The 16,659-nt window shown below is 68.4% G+C and carries 15 protein-coding genes; 13 read left to right on the top strand and 2 right to left on the bottom strand.

Annotation, left to right across the window (positions count from 1 at the left end; genetic code table 11):
* Positions 1–50: 50 nt before the first annotated feature.
* The 8 genes from truB (at position 51) to ABD206_RS06415 (ending at position 8,105) form a co-directional block, all read left to right on the top strand.
* Complete coding sequence (gene truB, locus ABD206_RS06450) at positions 51–887, top strand: tRNA pseudouridine(55) synthase TruB (protein WP_425561178.1); 837 nt, start codon at positions 51–53, stop codon at positions 885–887.
* Positions 884–1,252 carry a hypothetical protein gene (locus tag ABD206_RS06445; RefSeq protein ID WP_344070547.1) on the top strand — a complete coding sequence of 123 codons (369 nt, stop codon included), beginning with the start codon at positions 884–886 and terminating at the stop codon, positions 1,250–1,252. The genes truB and ABD206_RS06445 overlap by 4 nt, the downstream gene beginning before the upstream one ends.
* 45 nt (positions 1,253–1,297) lie before the next feature.
* Positions 1,298–1,756, top strand: a complete 459-nt coding sequence (locus ABD206_RS06440) for a hypothetical protein (RefSeq protein WP_344070544.1) — start codon at positions 1,298–1,300, stop codon at positions 1,754–1,756.
* Entirely contained in the window at positions 1,753–2,730 is a 978-nt protein-coding gene (locus ABD206_RS06435) for a bifunctional riboflavin kinase/FAD synthetase (RefSeq protein WP_344070542.1), read from the top strand. Before ABD206_RS06440 ends, ABD206_RS06435 begins: the two co-directional genes overlap by 4 nt.
* A gap of 91 nt (positions 2,731–2,821) precedes the next feature.
* Positions 2,822–3,466, top strand: a complete 645-nt coding sequence (locus tag ABD206_RS06430; protein WP_344070540.1) for a hypothetical protein — start codon at positions 2,822–2,824, stop codon at positions 3,464–3,466.
* Between the two features lie 188 nt (positions 3,467–3,654).
* Entirely contained in the window at positions 3,655–5,802 is a 2,148-nt protein-coding gene (locus ABD206_RS06425; protein ID WP_344070538.1) for a DEAD/DEAH box helicase, read from the top strand.
* A gap of 97 nt (positions 5,803–5,899) precedes the next feature.
* Positions 5,900–6,928: a 6-phosphofructokinase gene (locus ABD206_RS06420; RefSeq protein WP_344070536.1), complete on the top strand. Its 1,029-nt coding sequence runs from the start codon at positions 5,900–5,902 to the stop codon at positions 6,926–6,928.
* 322 nt (positions 6,929–7,250) lie between these two features.
* Complete coding sequence (locus tag ABD206_RS06415) at positions 7,251–8,105, top strand: endonuclease domain-containing protein (RefSeq protein WP_344070534.1); 855 nt, start codon at positions 7,251–7,253, stop codon at positions 8,103–8,105.
* Between the two features lie 149 nt (positions 8,106–8,254).
* Here the strand turns inward: ABD206_RS06415 and ABD206_RS06410 are convergent, their stop codons facing one another.
* The gene (locus ABD206_RS06410; RefSeq protein ID WP_425561177.1) at positions 8,255–10,354 is read right to left on the bottom strand and encodes a S9 family peptidase; all 2,100 of its coding nucleotides are present in this window, start codon (positions 10,352–10,354) and stop codon (positions 8,255–8,257) included.
* Positions 10,355–10,425: 71 nt separating this feature from the next.
* Between ABD206_RS06410 and ABD206_RS06405 the strand changes: the two genes are divergently transcribed.
* The 3 genes from ABD206_RS06405 to ABD206_RS06395 all read left to right on the top strand — a co-directional run bounded on the left by ABD206_RS06405 (position 10,426) and on the right by ABD206_RS06395 (position 13,247).
* Positions 10,426–11,334 carry a phosphodiesterase gene (locus tag ABD206_RS06405; protein WP_344070530.1) on the top strand — a complete coding sequence of 303 codons (909 nt, stop codon included), beginning with the start codon at positions 10,426–10,428 and terminating at the stop codon, positions 11,332–11,334.
* 17 nt (positions 11,335–11,351) lie between these two features.
* Positions 11,352–12,815, top strand: a complete 1,464-nt coding sequence (locus ABD206_RS06400) for an aspartate ammonia-lyase (protein WP_344070528.1) — start codon at positions 11,352–11,354, stop codon at positions 12,813–12,815.
* 99 nt (positions 12,816–12,914) lie between these two features.
* The gene (locus ABD206_RS06395) at positions 12,915–13,247 is read left to right on the top strand and encodes a DUF4190 domain-containing protein (protein ID WP_344071444.1); all 333 of its coding nucleotides are present in this window, start codon (positions 12,915–12,917) and stop codon (positions 13,245–13,247) included.
* Positions 13,248–13,268: 21 nt separating this feature from the next.
* On the opposite strand, the gene ABD206_RS06390 is transcribed toward ABD206_RS06395, so the two are convergent.
* A complete protein-coding gene (locus ABD206_RS06390; protein ID WP_344070526.1) occupies positions 13,269–14,132 on the bottom strand; it encodes a fumarylacetoacetate hydrolase family protein in 864 nt (287 codons plus the stop codon).
* A gap of 148 nt (positions 14,133–14,280) precedes the next feature.
* Between ABD206_RS06390 and add the strand changes: the two genes are divergently transcribed.
* Positions 14,281–15,288 carry an adenosine deaminase gene (gene add / locus ABD206_RS06385; protein ID WP_344070524.1) on the top strand — a complete coding sequence of 336 codons (1,008 nt, stop codon included), beginning with the start codon at positions 14,281–14,283 and terminating at the stop codon, positions 15,286–15,288.
* Positions 15,288–16,658, top strand: a complete 1,371-nt coding sequence (locus ABD206_RS06380) for an NtaA/DmoA family FMN-dependent monooxygenase (protein WP_344070522.1) — start codon at positions 15,288–15,290, stop codon at positions 16,656–16,658. Before add ends, ABD206_RS06380 begins: the two co-directional genes overlap by 1 nt.
* Position 16,659 lies beyond the last annotated feature (1 nt).

The raw sequence follows: 16,659 nt of genomic DNA, 5'->3' as shown, positions 1-16,659 counted from the left end.
GAGGGGTGACAGACCGCGCGGGCATTGTGTTGGTCGACAAGCCCGGAGGGATGTCGAGCCATGACGTCGTCGCGCGGGCACGGCGGGCCCTGGGCACCCGCAAAATCGGGCACGCCGGCACGCTGGATCCGATGGCGACAGGGCTGCTGGTGCTGGGTGTCAACGCGGCCACCCGTCTGCTGACGTATCTCGTGGGGCTCGACAAGACCTACGAAGCCACGATCCGGCTCGGGGTCAGCACGGACAGCGACGATGCCGACGGCGAGGTCACGGCTGTGGTGGCGGCCGACGCCGTTCCGGACGAAGCGATCGCCGACGGTGTCCAGGCGCTGACCGGCCCGATCTCCCAGGTGCCGAGCACCGTGTCGGCGATCAAGGTGGCCGGGCGCCGCGCATACGACCTCGCTCGTGCCGGCGAGTCCGTGGAGCTTGCGGCGAGGGAAGTCACGGTCTCGCGGTTCGAGGTGACCGGTACCAGGCGTGAGGTGGGGGTCGTGGACGTGGATGTCGTCGTCGACTGCTCGAGCGGCACCTACATCCGTGCGCTGGCCCGCGATCTCGGCGCCGCCCTCGGGGTCGGCGGACACCTCACGGCTCTTCGTCGCTCGCACGTGGGTCCCTTCGCGGTCACCGACGCCTGCGGCATCGACCAGATCGACGAGGCGCGGCTGCGGGGCGCGGCGGAGGTCGCGACGGCCGTGCTCGGCAGATTCGAGGTGTCGGCGCAGGAGGCCCGGGATCTGCGTCACGGCAAGCGGCTCAGCGGTGCCGCCGGCCGGCTGGCGGACGGAACGGCGGCCGTGGATCCCGAGGGCAGACTGGTCGGGATCCTCGAGCGTCGCGGCGCGGACGTGAAAAGCGTGATGAACATGGCGGAGGGTTCATGATCCTGTGGTTTACCTACGTGCAGGTGGGAGTCGCCGTCGCGGCGGGGGTGCTGTGCGTGATCCTCGGTCTGGTCGGGCGGCGCCCGAGTGACCTCACGGTCGGCGCGCTGGCACTGCTCGAACTGCTGCTGATCGCCCAGATCGTCATCGCAGTCATCGCGCCGGTCGCCGGAAACCCACCCACCGGCAGCCTGCTGGAGTACTGGGTGTATCTGGTCTCCGCTGCACTGCTCCCGCCCGCCGGTGTGGTCTGGGCGCTGCTCGAGCGCAGCCGCTGGAGCACCGTCATCATGGGCGTCGCCGCCCTGGCGGTCGCCGTGATGGTGTGGCGCATGCAGGTGATCTGGACAGTCCAGGTCGCATGAGCGGCGACGATCGCTGCGTCCGGGCGCCGTAGGATGAATGGCGCCATGATTTCTTCCTCTCGGCCCCGCATGACCGGAATCGGACGGGTTCTCGTGATCGTGTACGCGATCATGGCCCTGGCATCCACAGGACGCTCGTTCGTGCAGATCGTGCGCGAATTCGACGCCGCTCCGGTCGCCTACACGCTGTCCGCGCTCGCCGCCGTGGTGTACATCCTCGCGACTCTCGCGCTGATCTTCTCGCGCTCGCAGGGATGGTATGTCGTGGCCTGGATCGCGATCGTGTTCGAGCTCGCCGGCGTGCTGATCGTGGGCACGCTCAGCTGGATCGTGCCGGCGATGTTCGGGCATCCGTCGGTCTGGTCGTACTACGGCGGCATCGGTCCCGATGGTTACATCGGCTACCTGTTCGTGCCGCTCATCCTGCCGTTCTTGGGGCTGTGGTGGCTCTGGACCCACCGTGCCCGCGTGCCGGCCGCAGCCGCGGAGGTCGCGGCATCGTGATCGTCTTCCGCGACCCGGCCGAGGTACCCGCAGACTTCGCCCCGTCCGTCACCGTCGTCGGGAAGTTCGACGGGGTGCACTCGGGGCATCGCGCGGTGATCGCGCGGGCCCGGGTGGATGCCGCGGCACGCGGACTCCAGGTCGTCGCGGTGACCTTCGACCGCAACCCCCTCGCCTTGCTGCGGCCCGATGTGTGCCCCGAGAGCCTCATCGGAGTGCACCAGAAGGTGCAGCTGCTGTCGGAGACCGGAGTCGATGCCGTCCTCGTTCTCCGGTTCGACGAGGAACTCGCGGCTATCCCCGCCGACGACTTCGCGCAGACGGTGCTCGTCGATGCACTGCACGCCCGTTCCGTCCTGGTCGGCGCGGACTTCCGGTTCGGCCGCGGCGGCGAGGGAACGGCGGACTCCCTCGCCGAATACGGGCTCTCGCACGGGTTCGATGTGCATGTGGTCGATGAGGTCCGCGCTCAGGAGCACGGACGGCGGGTCTCGTCCACCTGGATCCGCGAGCTGCTCGCCGAGGGCGATGTGACCTCTGCGGCGAAGCTCCTCGGGCGGCTGCCGTCGGTGTGGGGCGAGGTCGTGCACGGCCACAAGCGCGGCCGCGCGATCGGGTTCCCGACGGCCAACCTCTCGCCCGATCTCGAGGGTTTCGTCCCCGCGGACGGTGTGTACGCGGGCTGGCTCGTCGACCAGGACTCGGCCGGGGGACTACGCCCCGGTGTGCGCCGTCCGGCGGCCATCAGCATCGGGACGAACCCGACATTCGATGACGTGGCCTCCCGACAGGTCGAGGCGTACGTGCTGGACGAGACCGATCTCGACCTCTACGGACACTTCGTGGAACTGCGCTTCGTGCAGATGCTGCGCCCCATGACGGCGTTCCGTGGCATCGACGCCCTGATCGAGCAGATCACCGACGACGTCACCCGCACGCGTGAGGTGCTGCTGAAAGCCGAGTCCGGGCGCTGACCCCGGGCCTGCTGGGGTGATCCCGGCGCGCGCTCCGGAGGCCCGTCTCCGTCGCGGGTAGCCTCGTACCCAGCCCTCAGGAAGGATCCGCATGTCACGTCTCGGACGCCCCTCGCGCATCGCCGTGGTCGGTGCGGTTCTTGCCGGAGCGAGCCTGATCGTGCTCGCCGGATGCGCTCCGCTGCCGGATGCGGAACCGACCACGGCAGGTTCGGCGACATCGACGTCTACGGCTGCACCAGCGGCATCCGACAGCGCGACGCCGACGCCCACCACCGAGCCCGGGTTCGCGGTGCCCGCCGACTGTCGTGACATCTACTCTGCAGACATGCTCGCCGCTCTGGACAGCGCCAACCCGCCCCTCAACGACCCGACGCTGACGATGTACTCGACCGAGAACGTGACGGGGCTCGAGCTGTTGTCGTCGGGCGTGACGAGTCTGCGGTGCACGTGGGGTGTCGGAGGATCTGCGGGGCTCGCCACCAATGTGACGGCGATCACCGCGGGTGACGCTGATGAGCTCGTGGCATCCTTCGAGTCATCCGGGATGTCCTGCGCGGAGTACACGGGCGGCCAGATCTGCCGCATCGAGCACGAAACCATCGACCGTAGCGACAACCTCGTCGACACCGGGGAGACCCACTACGTCGGACGCGGTGGATGGATCTCGACGCGCTGGGTGAATTTCGCACCGGAAGGCTACACGGAAGACATCGTCGCGACACTCTGGCCCTAGCCAGGCGGGCCCGCGCATCGTGGTGCGCAGGCGCGCTAGAATGGACCCGACTCCGTGACCGGGGGCGCAGCTCGCTGAAGCGAGTGCCCGCGACACCACCCGTCGCAGATGTCGATGTTCGAGCGCGATCCTCGCGCGCACCCGCCGCCGGTGGCGGCACACGCAAAGTACGAACGCTCAGGAGGAGCATGCCGGCCACGGCAACCGCCGCCCAGCGGCGCAGAAAGTCGTCTTCGGCGCGTCGTGACGATGACGCGCCCGTCATCCCGATCCTCGCCCGCAAGGTCCGCGAGGTCGAAGCCAAGGCCCAGCGCGGCAAGTTGGGCCCGACGAACCGGGTGAAGTTCCAGGTCATCGCCTTCCTCGTGCGTGAGGAGCGTGCCCGCGTCAAGGCGGACCCGCAGATCGCCGATGGTGTGCGCGCCGAGCTGCTCAAGCGCCTCGACGGCGTCGCGACGATCCTCGCGAAGACGGCGGCGCGCGACACGTCCCTCATCCAGCTGCTCGAGGTCGATCAGGCCACCTCGCCCGTCGCGCGTCGTATGCGTCGCGACTGGCTGCTGGAGTCCGGCGCAGAGCTGCCGCCGGATGAACTGATCATCACCGATACCCCGGCGCCCGCACCGACGGTGGTGCCGGCGGGTCTGGCGGAGCGTCAGGTGGTTCCCGCAGCCATCGAGTCGCGGCAGATGGCGAACCCCTTCCTCGCCCCCGATCTCGCGCTGCGCGCGCCGCGGGAGAACCGCCGCCGCCGTCTGGATGGGTGGGAGTTGATGGGCCCCCTCTACAAGGCTTTCGAAACCGGGGCCGGAGGGTCGAGCGCTTCCATGGAGCTGCCGGCGGTCCCCGAGTTCGACCGGCTCTCGCCCAAGGGCCTGGAGATCATGCCGCACCAGTCGCGGTTCCTCGAATCCGTCCGGGAAGGTCATCGCACCTTCCTGCTCGCGGACGAGCCGGGCCTGGGAAAGACCGCGCAATCCGTGCTTGCGGCATCCGTCGCCGATGCCTACCCGCTGCTGGCCGTGGTGCCCAACGTCGTCAAGATGAACTGGGCGCGGGAGGTCGAGCGCTGGACGCCGCAGCGGCGCGCGACCGTCATCTCCGGTGACGGCGAGGACGTGGACGCCTTCGCCGACGTCTTCATCGTCAACTACGAGATCCTCGATCGCCATCTCTCCTGGCTCGGCTCGATCGGGCTCAAGGGCATGGTCGTCGACGAGGCGCATTTCATCAAGAACCTCACCTCGCAGCGGTCCCAGAACGTCCTCGCGCTGGCATCCCGCATCCGCGAGCAGGTGCGCAACCCGCTGCTTCTCGCGCTCACGGGAACGCCGCTGATCAACGACGTCGAGGACTTCGACGCGATCTGGCGGTTCCTGGGCTGGACCACCGGAGACAAGCCGGGTGCGCTGCTGATGGACCGGCTCGACGAGACCGGGCTCACCCCCGCCGACAAGGCCTTCTACCCGGAGGCCCGCGACGCCGTGATCTCGCTGGGGATCGTGCGTCGCAAGAAGAAGGATGTCGCCGCCGACCTCCCCGACAAGCTCATCGCCGACCTGCCGGTGGAGCTCGACGATGAGTTCGGCCGTTCGATCCGCGACGCCGAACGCGAGCTCGGACAGCGCTTGGCGGCCAAGTACCGCAGGATCATCGAGGCGCGCGGTGACCGAGGGCTCGCTCCCGGCGAGATCGACGACGACATCGTGCGTCTGGTCGCCCACAACGAGCTCGAGGAGTCCAAGGCCGCGGGCACCGGTGGTGACAACGTCTTCACGATGGTGCGCCGCATCGGTCAGGCCAAAGCGGTCGTGGCCGCCGACTACACCGCTCAGCTGCAGCGCTCGGTGGGGAAGGTCGTCTTCTTCGCCAAGCACATCGATGTCATGGATGCCGCAGAGCGCCACTTGGCGGCATCCGGTCTTCGTACCGTCTCGATCCGCGGTGAGCAGACGACAGCGGCACGCCAGCAGGCGATCGACGACTTCAACGCCGACCCGGACGTCGCCGTCGCCGTGTGTTCGCTGACGGCGGCCGGTGTGGGACTGAATCTCCAGGCCGCGTCGAACGTCGTCCTCGCCGAGCTCAGCTGGACGGCGGCCGAGCAGACACAGGCGATCGACCGTGTCCACCGCATCGGACAGGACGAGCCCGTCACCGCGTGGCGCATCATCGCCGCCCACACGATCGACACCAAGATCGCCGAGCTCATCGACACGAAGCAGGGGCTCGCCGCCCGCGCTCTCGACGGTGAAGCGGTGGATCCGGCATCCAGCGACTCGGTCCAGCTCGCGGCCCTGATGCACGTGCTGCGTCAGGCTCTGGGCGGGGAGTAATTCCCGGCCCGGAACCTGTGGCCGCCGCCCGCACTGCGCGCTAGTGTCGGTGGAGGCAACGTCGCCATCTTGCACCAACTCTGAAGAGGGACGACACATGAAGATCGGCATCCTGACCAGCGGCGGCGACTGCCCCGGGCTCAACGCGGTCATCCGCGGCGTCGTGCTCAAGGGCACCACCGCCTACGACATGGAGTTCGTCGGCGTGCGAGACGGATGGCGCGGCGTCGTCGAGGGTGATTTCTTCCCCCTCACCCGTCACGACGTGAAGGGCCTCTCCAAGGTCGGCGGCACCATCCTCGGAACCAGTCGCACCAACCCCTACGAGGGGGAGCGTGGCGGCGCGGTGAACATCGCGAAGACCCTCGAGGCCGCTGGTGTCGACGGCCTGATCGCGATCGGCGGCGAGGGGACCCTGGCCGCGGCCAACCGCTTGGCCAACGACGGCATCAACGTCCTCGGTGTCCCCAAGACGATCGACAACGACCTGCGTGCCACGGACTACTCCTTCGGCTTCGACACGGCGGTGAACATCGCGACCGACGCCATGGACCGTCTGCGCACGACCGGCGACTCACACAAGCGCTGCATGGTCGCCGAGGTCATGGGCCGCCACGTCGGCTGGATCGCGCTGCACGCGGGCATCGCGGCCGGCGCCCACGTCATCTGCATCCCCGAAAAGCCGATGACCATGGACGAGATCTGTGAGCAGGTGCGCAGCGCCGCCTCGCGCGGCCGCGCACCCCTGGTCGTGGTGTCCGAGGGCTTCACCCTCGCCGGCATGGAAGAGGCGCACAGCCACAAGGGGCTGGATGCCTTCAACCGGCCACGCCTGGGCGGGATCGGTGAGCTGCTGGCGCCCGAGATCGAGCGGATCACCGGTATCGAGACCCGCGCGACGGTGCTCGGCCACATCCAGCGCGGCGGTTCGCCGTCCGCCTTCGATCGGGTGCTCGCCACACGCCTCGGCCTGCATGCCGCGGATGCCGTGGTCGACGAGGCCTGGGGACAGATGGTCGCCATGCGCGGCACCGACATCGTGCGCGTGCCCTTCGACGAGGCACTCGGCGAGCTGAACACGGTTCCGCTCTACCGCTACGAGGAAGCCGCGGCCCTCTTCGGCTGACCCGCGCGGCCCCGCCCCCGGCATCCTCCCGCGGACCCGCCGCCCCGGCATCCTCCCGCGGCATCCACCCGCTCTCGCGAAGGTAGGAGAAATCGCGAGCACAGGACGACACACCGGTGAGGCGTCCTACGTCGGCGTTTTCTCCTACCTTCGGTAGGCCGACATCAGGGGTTCCCTCCTCGCGATCACACGTCGGGCCCGCGAGGTGATCGCGCCGCGGTGGGATGTCCGCGGTTCCTCCCCAGTCGTGACCCTTGACGAGGTGTGAGCCTCAGCAGCCATGTGTCACGAATTCGATCCAGGAGTCGGGCACGGTCCTGGTGTGCGACCCGTCTCAGACCTCGTGGCAATGGTGGATGCCGTCGGTGCGGCCCATACGCGCACACTGCGGCGCGCTGGATTCACCGAGCATGCGGTGCGTGTGGCGCTGGCGGGGGGACGGGTAGAGCGCGTGCGGCGCTCGTGGATCGTGTCACGCGAGTGTCCGGATGACCTCCGAAGGGCGGCATCCGCCGGCGGACGTGTCACGTGTCTCACTGCCGCGAGACGCCTGAGTCTCTGGACTCCCGACCACACGCACATACACCTCGCGGTTGCGCCGACGGCGTCGCGCAACCGCGGCGGGGATGTGAAATTGCACTGGTCGGTCGGTCCGTCGCCGGTGGCGGACGGTCGCCTCGTCGATCCGCTCGTGAATGTTCTCCACAATGTGTCGACATGCGTCCCACTCCCTGACGCGGCCGCCGTGTGGGAGTCGGCGATCCGCAAGAAGCTGGTGGCGACGGAGATGCTCGAGAGAGTCGACTGGCCCTCCGTACCCGGCCGGGAGCTCGCGGCATCCGTTTCGGCGCTCTCGGACTCTGGGATCGAGACGCGCTTCGTTCACCTCATGAGCACGCTGAAGGTGGCCGTCAGTCAACAGGTGTGGATCGACGGCCATCCCGTCGATGCCTTGATCGGGGCTCGACTTGTCGTTCAACTGGACGGTTTCGCGCACCACCAAGCGGCTGAGCGGCGACGCGACATCGCCGCCGACGCCCGCCTGGTGCTCATGGGCTATACCGTCTTGCGATTCGACTACGCCCAGGTGCTCTTCGACCCGGCTCACGTCGTCGACACGGTGTCAGGCGCTATCGCGCAGGGACTTCACCGCGCCCGCGCCGTATCGCCAAGGTAGGAGAAATCGCGAAAACAGGACGACACGCCGGTGAGGCGTCCTGCGTCGGTGATATCTCCTACCTTCGCGATGCAGCCGCGGCGCCGCGAGGTGGCAGTACCGCGGCGCGCAGGCGGAGGTGCGCCGTCTGCCGCGGGAGCCGCCCGGGGTCAGGCGTCGGAGAGGCCGAGGATGTCGAGGAGCCAGGCCAGCTCGAAGGCGCGCTCGCGCCAGGCGTTGTAGCGTCCGCTCACGCCGCCGTGGCCGGCGACCATCTCACACTTGAGCATGGCATCCACACCGGCTTCCCGCAGGCGCGCGACCCATTTGGCGGGTTCGACGTACATGACGCGGGTGTCGTTGAGAGAGGTCACCGCGAGGATGCGCGGGTACCGGATGCCGTCCCGGACATTCTCATAGGGCGAGTAGCTCTTCATGTAGGCGTAGACCTCGGCGTCATGCAGCGGGTCGCCCCACTCGTCCCACTCGATGACCGTCAACGGAAGGGACGGGTCAAGGATCGTCGTGAGGGCGTCGACGAACGGGACATCGGCGAGGATGCCGGCGAACAGGTCGGGCGCGAGATTGGCGACCGCGCCCATAAGCAGACCCCCGGCGCTCCCGCCCTCGGCGACCATGCGCGAGGGCTCGGTCACGCCGGCCGCCACGAGATGCCGCCCGCAGGCGACGAAGTCCTCGAACGTGTTGCGCTTTCGCAGGAGCTTCCCGTCCTCATACCACTGCCGCCCCATCTCACCGCCGCCGCGCACGTGCGCGACCGCGAAGATGACGCCGCGGTCGAGCTCTGAGAGTCGGGCGATCGAGAACCCCGGATCGATGGAGTGCTCGTACGAGCCGTAGCCGTACAGGTGCAGGGGCCGCGCGCTGTCGCCGGGCTCTCCGAACGAGCGCTTCCACACCAGCGAGATCGGCACGCGGGTGCCGTCGGCGGCCACCGCCCACTCGCGGCGCTGCCCATAGTCCGCAGCGTCGTAGCCGCCGAGTACGGGCTGCTGTTTGCGCAGATGCAGGATGCCGGTCGCGATCTCGTAGTCGGAGACGCTGGGCGGGGTGATGAACGAGCCGTACCCGATGCGCAGCACCGCGGGCGCCCATTCCGGGTTGCCCGCGGTGCCCACGGAGTACAGCGTCTCGTCGAACGTGAGCTCGTCGCGCTCGCCGCGGGCGTAGTCGAACAGCGCGAGGCGCGGCAGCCCGTCTCGGCGATACGCCGCCACGGCCCAGTCGCGGAACGTCGAGAAGCCGAGCAGGCGCTCGCCGGGGGTGTGCGGGATGACGACCTCGGTCGGGCCGAGAGGGTCCGCGGCATCCACCCGCACCAGCTCGAAGTCGAGCGCGTCGTGATTGTGCAGGATGTACAGCACGTCGCGCCCGTCGACGACGGCGTGCGACGACGAGTACTCGACGCCCTCACGCCGCGGCCACACGACACGGGCAGCCCCCCGCAGGTCGCCGGCGTCGATGATCCATTCTTCAGAGGTCACCGACGATCCCAGCTCGATCATCAGGAAGCGGTCGCTGCGTGTGAATCCGGCACCGACCCAATAGCGCTCGTCCGGCTCGTGGAACAGCTGCGCATCAGCGGCGACATCCTGGCCGAGCTCGTGCAGCCAGACCGTATCGGGGCGCCAGGCGTCATCGACCGTGGTGTAGACGATGAAGTGACCATCGGGGGAGAAGGTCGCGCCGGAGAAGGTGTTCGGGATCTCATCGGCCAGGTTCTCTCCGGTACGGAGGTCCCGCACCCGCACCGTGTAGCGTTCGTCGCCCGCCAGGTCCACGCCGTAGAGCAGCAGGTTCCCATCCGTGGAGACCTCGAAGCTCCCGAGGTCGAAGAATGCGTGCCCCTCCGCCTCGAGGTTGCCGTCCAGCAGCACCTGCTCTCCCTCGACCTCGGTGTCGGGGGAGAGCTGCGGCGGCGTCCAGTCCGCGGTATCCGCGAGCGGCGCGCGGCAGTGGATGCCGTACTGGCTGCCTTCGAGAGTCCGGGAGTAGTACCACCACTCGCCTCGGCGCACCGGCACTGACAGATCGGTCTCGCGGGTGCGGGCGCGGATCTCGTCGAAGATGCGCTCGCGCAGCCCCGACAGGTGCGCGGTGCGGGAGTCGGTGTGCGCGTTCTCCTCACGGAGGTGAGCGAGGACCTCGGCGTCCTCCTTGTCGCGCAGCCACTCGAACGGGTCCTCGAACACATCCTCGTGGTGGATGCGAGTGTGCGGGCGCGAGGCCGGGGCGGGGGCAGCGTGCAGATGGGTCACCGCTCCACGGTAATCGAGACGCGCGTGTCGGCAGGCGTCGCCCGGGGTCGTAGGCTGGCGGCATGGCAGGGGCATCCGTGCAGTTCGGACAGTATCCGCCTGCTCTTCGCACCATCGTCCACGTCAGTGACACCCACTTCCTCGACCGCAACCGGCCGTTGCAGGGTCGCTACGACACCCGCGCGGGGCTCGAGCGCACTCTCGCGAAGGTCGCGGCCCTCGGTATCCGCCCCGACGCTCTGGTGTTCACCGGGGATCTCACCGATCTCGGCGAGCCGGATGCCTACCGGGCCCTCCGTGAGATGGTCGAGCCGCTCGCGGCCGAGCTCGGCGCACCCGTTATCTGGGTCGCCGGCAACCACGACGAGCGGCCGGCGCTGCGCGAGCACCTGCTCGGGAGCGCCGCCACGCAGGAGCGGGTGACCGGGGTGTGGGACCTGGACGGCCTGCGGCTGATCGCCCTGGACACCTCGGTTCCGGGCTGGCATCACGGCGAGATCGATGATGCGCAGCTGTCCTGGCTGGCCGCCGAGCTCGCCGAACCCGCGCCGCTGGGAACACTCCTGGCGATGCACCATCCGCCGATCCCGACACATCTGCCCTTCTTCGACATCCTCGAGCTGCGCGACCAGCCGCGGCTGGCGGCCGTCCTCGCGGGCACCGATGTGCGTGGCATCCTGGCGGGTCATCTGCATTACTCCACGAGCGCGACGTTCGCCGGGATCCCGGTGTCGGTCTCGGCGGCCACCTGCTACACGATGAACCTTGCGCGACCCGCGATGGAGGTCAACGGCATGGACGGCGGGCAGTCGTTCCACCTCGTCAACGTGTACCCCTCGACGATCACGCACGCCGTCGTGCCCGTGGTGGATGCCGAGACCGCAGACTACTTCGACGAGGAGTGGGTGCGCCGGATGGCGCAGCTCACCCCCGCCGAGCGGCTCGACGCGTTCTCGCGCAAACCGTCCTGACGCTCGAAGGAGAGCACATGCCCGCATCGATGACCCGCACCGAGACTGATTCGCTCGGCTCGATGGAGATCCCCGCGGATGCCTACTGGGGCATCCACACCGCACGGGCGCTGGAGAACTTCCCGATCTCGCGCCGGCCCATATCGGTCTATTCCGACCTCGTGCGCGCGCTCGCGATGGTGAAGCAGGCGGCGACGCGCGCGAACGCGGATATCGGCGTCCTTCCATCCGAAAAGGCCGAGCTGATCGATCGCGCCGCCCAGCGCGTGATCGACGGAGATTTCCACGAGCAGTTCGTCGTCGGTGTCGTCCAGGGTGGTGCCGGCACCTCGACCAACATGAACGCGAACGAGGTCATCACCAACATCGCGCTCGAGCTGGCGGGCAGACCCAAGGGGGACTACGGGTTCCTCTCGCCGATCGACGACACCAATCGCAGCCAGTCGACCAACGATGTGTACCCGACCGCGGTGAAGGTCGGGCTGAGCCTGGATCTGATCACACTGCTGGAGGAACTGGACTTGCTCCGGCGGTCGTTCCTGGCCAAGGCGATCGAGTTCCACGACGTGCTGAAGGTCGGACGCACCCAGCTGCAGGATGCTGTGCCGATGACCCTCGGGCAGGAGTTCCACGGCTTCGCCACCACGCTCGGCGCGGACTACGACCGACTGCGCGAGAACGCATCGCTGCTCTACGAGATCAACCTCGGTGCCACGGCGATCGGTACCGGTATCACCGCCCATCCCCGCTACTCGTCGTCGGTGCTGCGGCACCTGCGGCGCATCACGGGCCTGGAACTTCAGACGGCGGGCGACCTGGTGGAGTCCACCAGCGACACGGGCGCGTTCATGTCGTTCTCGGCATCGCTCAAGCGCAACGCGGTCAAACTCTCGAAGATCGCGAACGATCTGCGGCTGCTGTCGTCTGGTCCGCAGGCCGGCCTGTCGGAGATCTCGCTGCCCTCCCGCCAGGCGGGATCGAGCATCATGCCCGGCAAGGTCAACCCGGTGATCCCGGAGGTGGTCAATCAGATCGCCTTCGCGGTGGCGGGTGCCGACCTGACGGTCACGATGGCAGCCGAGGGAGGTCAGCTGCAGTTGAACGCTTTCGAGCCGATCATCGCGCACTCGATCTTCCAGTCGATCACCTGGATGCGCCGGGGCATGCGCACTCTGCGGGTGAACTGCGTCGACGGCATTGTCGCCAACCGCGAGCGGCTGGGCACGATGGTGGGGACATCGGTGGGGGTCGTCACCGCGCTCACGCCGTTCATCGGCTACGCGGCTGCGGCGAACCTCGCCAAGCAGGCCTTGGCGACGGGCGCCAACATCGCCGATCTCGTCGTTGCCGAGGGCTTGATGACACGCGACGTGGTGACCAAGCAGCTCTCGCCCGAGCGCTTGTCGGGCCTGCAGGCGGTGACCGCGGCGATGCCGGTGGTGTCGACGAATCCGCCGGAGGTCGGGGACACGGATATCTGAGGTCGATTGCGATGCGACCTCCGCCGACGCTAGCTTTCAACCACGCGCGCACCGACGCCGCGCACACTCAGCAAGGACAAGGAGATCATCGTGACCGACATGCCCTCGTACGACCCCGCACCGCAGAGCCCTCCGGCAGGGCCGCCCACCACCGTTCCCGGCAAGACGATGGGAATCGTCGCGCTGATCCTCGCATTCTTCTTCCAGCTCGTCGCGCTGATCCTGGGCATCGTCGCTCTGGTTCAGAGCCGCAAGGCAGGCGCCAAGAACGTCCCCGCGGTCTGGGCGATCGTCCTCTCGAGCGTGTTCATGGTGTTCGGGATCATCATCCTCGCCGTTGTGCTCAGCTCGGCCGGCGCCCTCATCAGCATGTGCGGTGACCTCGGCCCGGGTGTCCACGACGTGAACGGGGTCACGGTCACCTGCGGCTGACCGACGCGACGCGCTGCCGCGTCAGTCGATGATGCGGCAGTGCGTCCTCAGCTCCCCGATGCCGTCGATGCCGACGGTGACGGTGGAGCGGTCGCGCAGGAAGATCTGTGGATCGCGCGAATAGCCGGCGCCGCCGGGGCTCCCGGTGGAGATGAGTGTGCCCGGCAGCAGCGTGGCACCCTGGGACAGGTGCGCGACGAGGGTCGGGACGCTCCGGATCATCTGGCCGGTCGAGGCGTCTTGCACCGTGTGGCCGTCCACAACAGTCCAGATGTGCAGATCCTGCGGGTCGGGCACCTCGTCGGCGGTCACGATGAACGGGCCGTTCGGGGTGAACCCGTCGAAGGACTTGCAGCGCGACCACTGCGCTTCGGCGAATTGGATGTCCCGCGCGGTGATGTCGTTGACGACGGTGTAGCCCCACACGTGCGCCGTCGCCTCGTCCGCGCCGACGTCCTTGGCCGCGGCGCCGATCACGACGCCGAGTTCTGCCTCGTAGTCGACGGCTTCGCTGAGATCGCGCGGCCAGGACGTCGTGCCCTCGTGCCCGGCAAGGGAGTTCGGCCACAGAACGAAGACCGTCGGAGCCGTGTCGGCCTTCAGGCCGAGCTCACTCGAGTGGGCCGCGTAATTCAGCCCCACGGCCAGGACGACCGGCGGCGCGGGCACCGCCGCGCCGAACACCGCACCCTTGAGGGGGGTCACCGCAGCTGCCGGCAGTGCGGTGCGCACCCGGTCGAGCAGCTCGTCGCCCCCACCGATGAGGTCGTTGAGTGTGCGGGGAGCCCCCGGGAAGAGGGCGGAGACGGCGACGGCGCCGTCCTCGCGCACCGCGACGAACTCCGTCGTGGACGCGCCCGGGAAAGTCACATGGGCAAAGCGCATTGGTCCACGCTATCGGGGGCGGGTGCGCGCGCGATGCAATCACAGATTCCCGAGCTGGTCGTGTGCGATCGGGGGGCAGCGGACACACGGGTGAAACATCCATCGACTAGTGTGAACTGACTAGTTCAACTCTCTTGAGGGGTTCCCGGTGAACGACACCATGACCGCACGCGATCTTGCGCTGCTGCCCAAGGGGCATCTGCACCTCCACCTCGAGGCGGCGATCCGCCCGGACACCCTGAAGGAGCTGGCCGCGGCCGGCGGGATCACGATCCCGCCCACGAGCGGGTTCGATGGCTTCGCAGCGTTCTCGGGCATGTATCAGGGGCTCCTGGCGGTGCTCGCCGATCCCGCGTGTCTGGCTCGTCTCATCGATGAGGCGGTCGAGGATGCCGCGAACGACGGCGCCGTCTACGTCGAGTTCGGCGTCAGCCCCCAGTTCTATCTCGAGGCCTTCGGCACGCTCGAGTCCTCTCTGGACCGCCACATCCAGCTCGCCCGCGAGGCGGGTGAGCGCTTCGGGGTCGAGATCGGACTCATGGTGACGGTCGACCGCATGCGGCCGGTCGAGGACTCGATCGAGCTCGCCCGCGTCGCCGCCTCCCGCGCGGGCGAGGGCGTCGTCTCGTTGGGGCTCGCCAACGAGGAGCGCGGATACCCCGCCGAGCTTTTCGTCGAGGCATTCGCCATTGCGAAGGCCGCGGGTCTGCAATCAGCCCCTCACGCCGGTGAGCTCGTCGGCCCCGAATCCGTCTGGCAGGCATTGAATGCGCTGAACGCCGACCGCGTGCTGCACGGAGTTCGCGCCCTCGAGGACGACGCCCTGCTCGCGGTGTTGAAGGAGCGTGGCACACCGCTGGATGTCTGCCCGACCTCGAATGTGATCCTGGGTGTCGTCCCCGACCTCGGGGTGCACCCGCTCCCCACGCTCCTCGACGCGGGCGTGCGTTGCTCGATCAACGCGGATGACCCCGTCCTGTTCGGCCCCGGACTGCTGGACGAGTACATCGCCGCCCGAGAGAGCATCGGTCTCTCTGACGAGCAGCTCGCCGCCTGCGCGTGGACGTCGATCGAGACGACGCTTGCCTCGGACGAGACGAAGACGGCGGCCCGCGCGCGCATCGACGCCTGGCTCGACGGCGACGCGGTCGCCTGATGGGGAACCTTCACTTCGGTGTCTTCGAGTCCTTCCAGCCCCAGACCGGCGGCACGCACAGCTGGCCGCACCCCCTCGACGACGGGCGCGAGTTTCTGGATCTCGAGCGCTGGGCGCGCATGGCCAAGGTCATGGATGAGACCGGCTACGACTTTCTGTTCATCGCCGACCAGTACGGCTACCCGATCGTCGGCGATGACATCAGTGAGGTCGCCGTCACCCGGGGAATCAACTTCCCGACATTGGACCCTTTCGTCCTGATCGCGGGCCTGATCCGCGACACCGAGCACCTCGGCTTCGTCGTGACCGCGGCCACGGGCATGGACCACCCCTCCCAGCTTGCGCGGCGGATGACGAGTCTTGACCACCTGTCGAACGGGCGGATCGGGTGGAACATCGTCACCGGGTCCTCGCAGAATGCCCAGGCCGAGCTGATGGGCCAGCAGATGGTGTCGCATGACGTGCGATACGCCATGGCCGACGAGTATGTCCGGTTGGCACGCACCTTCTGGGAGGATGCGTGGGACAGCGATGCGCTCGTCTTGGATGCCGAGACGCAGACGGCCGTGCGTCGTGACGGAGTGCGACGAATTCGCTTCGAGGGCGACCACTATCGGTCGACCGGGTACTTCCCGGTGCCCCCGTCACCGCAACGAACGCCCGCGCTGTTCCAGGCCGGCACATCTCCCGCCGGCCGCGCCTTCGCGGCCGCGCATGCGGAGTGCGTGTTCGTGCAGGCCACGACCCCGTCCCACACGGCAGGCAGCGTCGCCGACATCCGGCGGCGCGCGCAGGAACGAGGCCGTGACGGCTCCGCGATGCGGCTGATGTCGGGAATGACCGTGTTCGTCGCCGAGACGACCGCTGAGGCCCAGCAGCTCGCTGCAGAGTTCGACGCGCTGCAGACGGATGAGATCGTCGCGGCACTGTACGCGGGAAACACCGGCATCGACCTGCTCAGCCTTGACCCGGATGGCACACTCCACCAGGTTCTCGAGTCGGGCGGTCCCGTCGGTCAGCTGGGGACGAGCAATATCGAGCGGTTCCTCGGATCGGAGACCTCACCGGCCCCGACCGTCCGCGAGATCCTCGACCAGCTGCGCGGACGCGGCACGCGGGGGTTCCGTGTCGTCGGATCGCCGACGGAAGTCGCGGACCAGATCGAGGAGATCGCGGCGCAGACCGACCTCGACGGATTCCTCATCGAGCCGACGTTCGGCACGCGCGACGTCGCGGCCTTCGGTCGTCTCGTCCTGCCGGTCCTCCGCGAGCGGGGCCGTCTGGGACCGCCGGCGGGGCCCACCTTGCGCGAGCGCCTGAGCGACAGCGCGGGTGCCCACGTCTCGCACCCGAACGTTCCGGTGCGCTGAT

The sequence above is a fragment of the Microbacterium sediminicola genome, assembly GCF_039531125.1.
Classification (GTDB): Bacteria; Actinomycetota; Actinomycetes; order Actinomycetales; family Microbacteriaceae; genus Microbacterium; species Microbacterium sediminicola.
Note: the sequence above shows the minus strand (reverse complement) of the source record. Positions and strands in the feature narration are given on the sequence as shown.

What these genes read in the sequence shown, in the direction of transcription:
- truB (WP_425561178.1), top strand. Translation starts at nt 51, where the DNA reads ATGTCGAGCCATGACGTCGTCGCGCGGGCACGGCGGGCCCTGGGCACC.
- ABD206_RS06445 (WP_344070547.1), top strand. Translation starts at nt 884, where the DNA reads ATGATCCTGTGGTTTACCTACGTGCAGGTGGGAGTCGCCGTCGCGGCG.
- ABD206_RS06440 (WP_344070544.1), top strand. Translation starts at nt 1,298, where the DNA reads ATGATTTCTTCCTCTCGGCCCCGCATGACCGGAATCGGACGGGTTCTC.
- ABD206_RS06430 (WP_344070540.1), top strand. Translation starts at nt 2,822, where the DNA reads ATGTCACGTCTCGGACGCCCCTCGCGCATCGCCGTGGTCGGTGCGGTT.
- ABD206_RS06425 (WP_344070538.1), top strand. Translation starts at nt 3,655, where the DNA reads ATGCCGGCCACGGCAACCGCCGCCCAGCGGCGCAGAAAGTCGTCTTCG.
- ABD206_RS06420 (WP_344070536.1), top strand. Translation starts at nt 5,900, where the DNA reads ATGAAGATCGGCATCCTGACCAGCGGCGGCGACTGCCCCGGGCTCAAC.
- ABD206_RS06405 (WP_344070530.1), top strand. Translation starts at nt 10,426, where the DNA reads ATGGCAGGGGCATCCGTGCAGTTCGGACAGTATCCGCCTGCTCTTCGC.
- ABD206_RS06400 (WP_344070528.1), top strand. Translation starts at nt 11,352, where the DNA reads ATGCCCGCATCGATGACCCGCACCGAGACTGATTCGCTCGGCTCGATG.
- ABD206_RS06395 (WP_344071444.1), top strand. Translation starts at nt 12,915, where the DNA reads ATGCCCTCGTACGACCCCGCACCGCAGAGCCCTCCGGCAGGGCCGCCC.
- ABD206_RS06390 (WP_344070526.1), bottom strand. Translation starts at nt 14,132, where the DNA reads ATGCGCTTTGCCCATGTGACTTTCCCGGGCGCGTCCACGACGGAGTTC.
- ABD206_RS06380 (WP_344070522.1), top strand. Translation starts at nt 15,288, where the DNA reads ATGGGGAACCTTCACTTCGGTGTCTTCGAGTCCTTCCAGCCCCAGACC.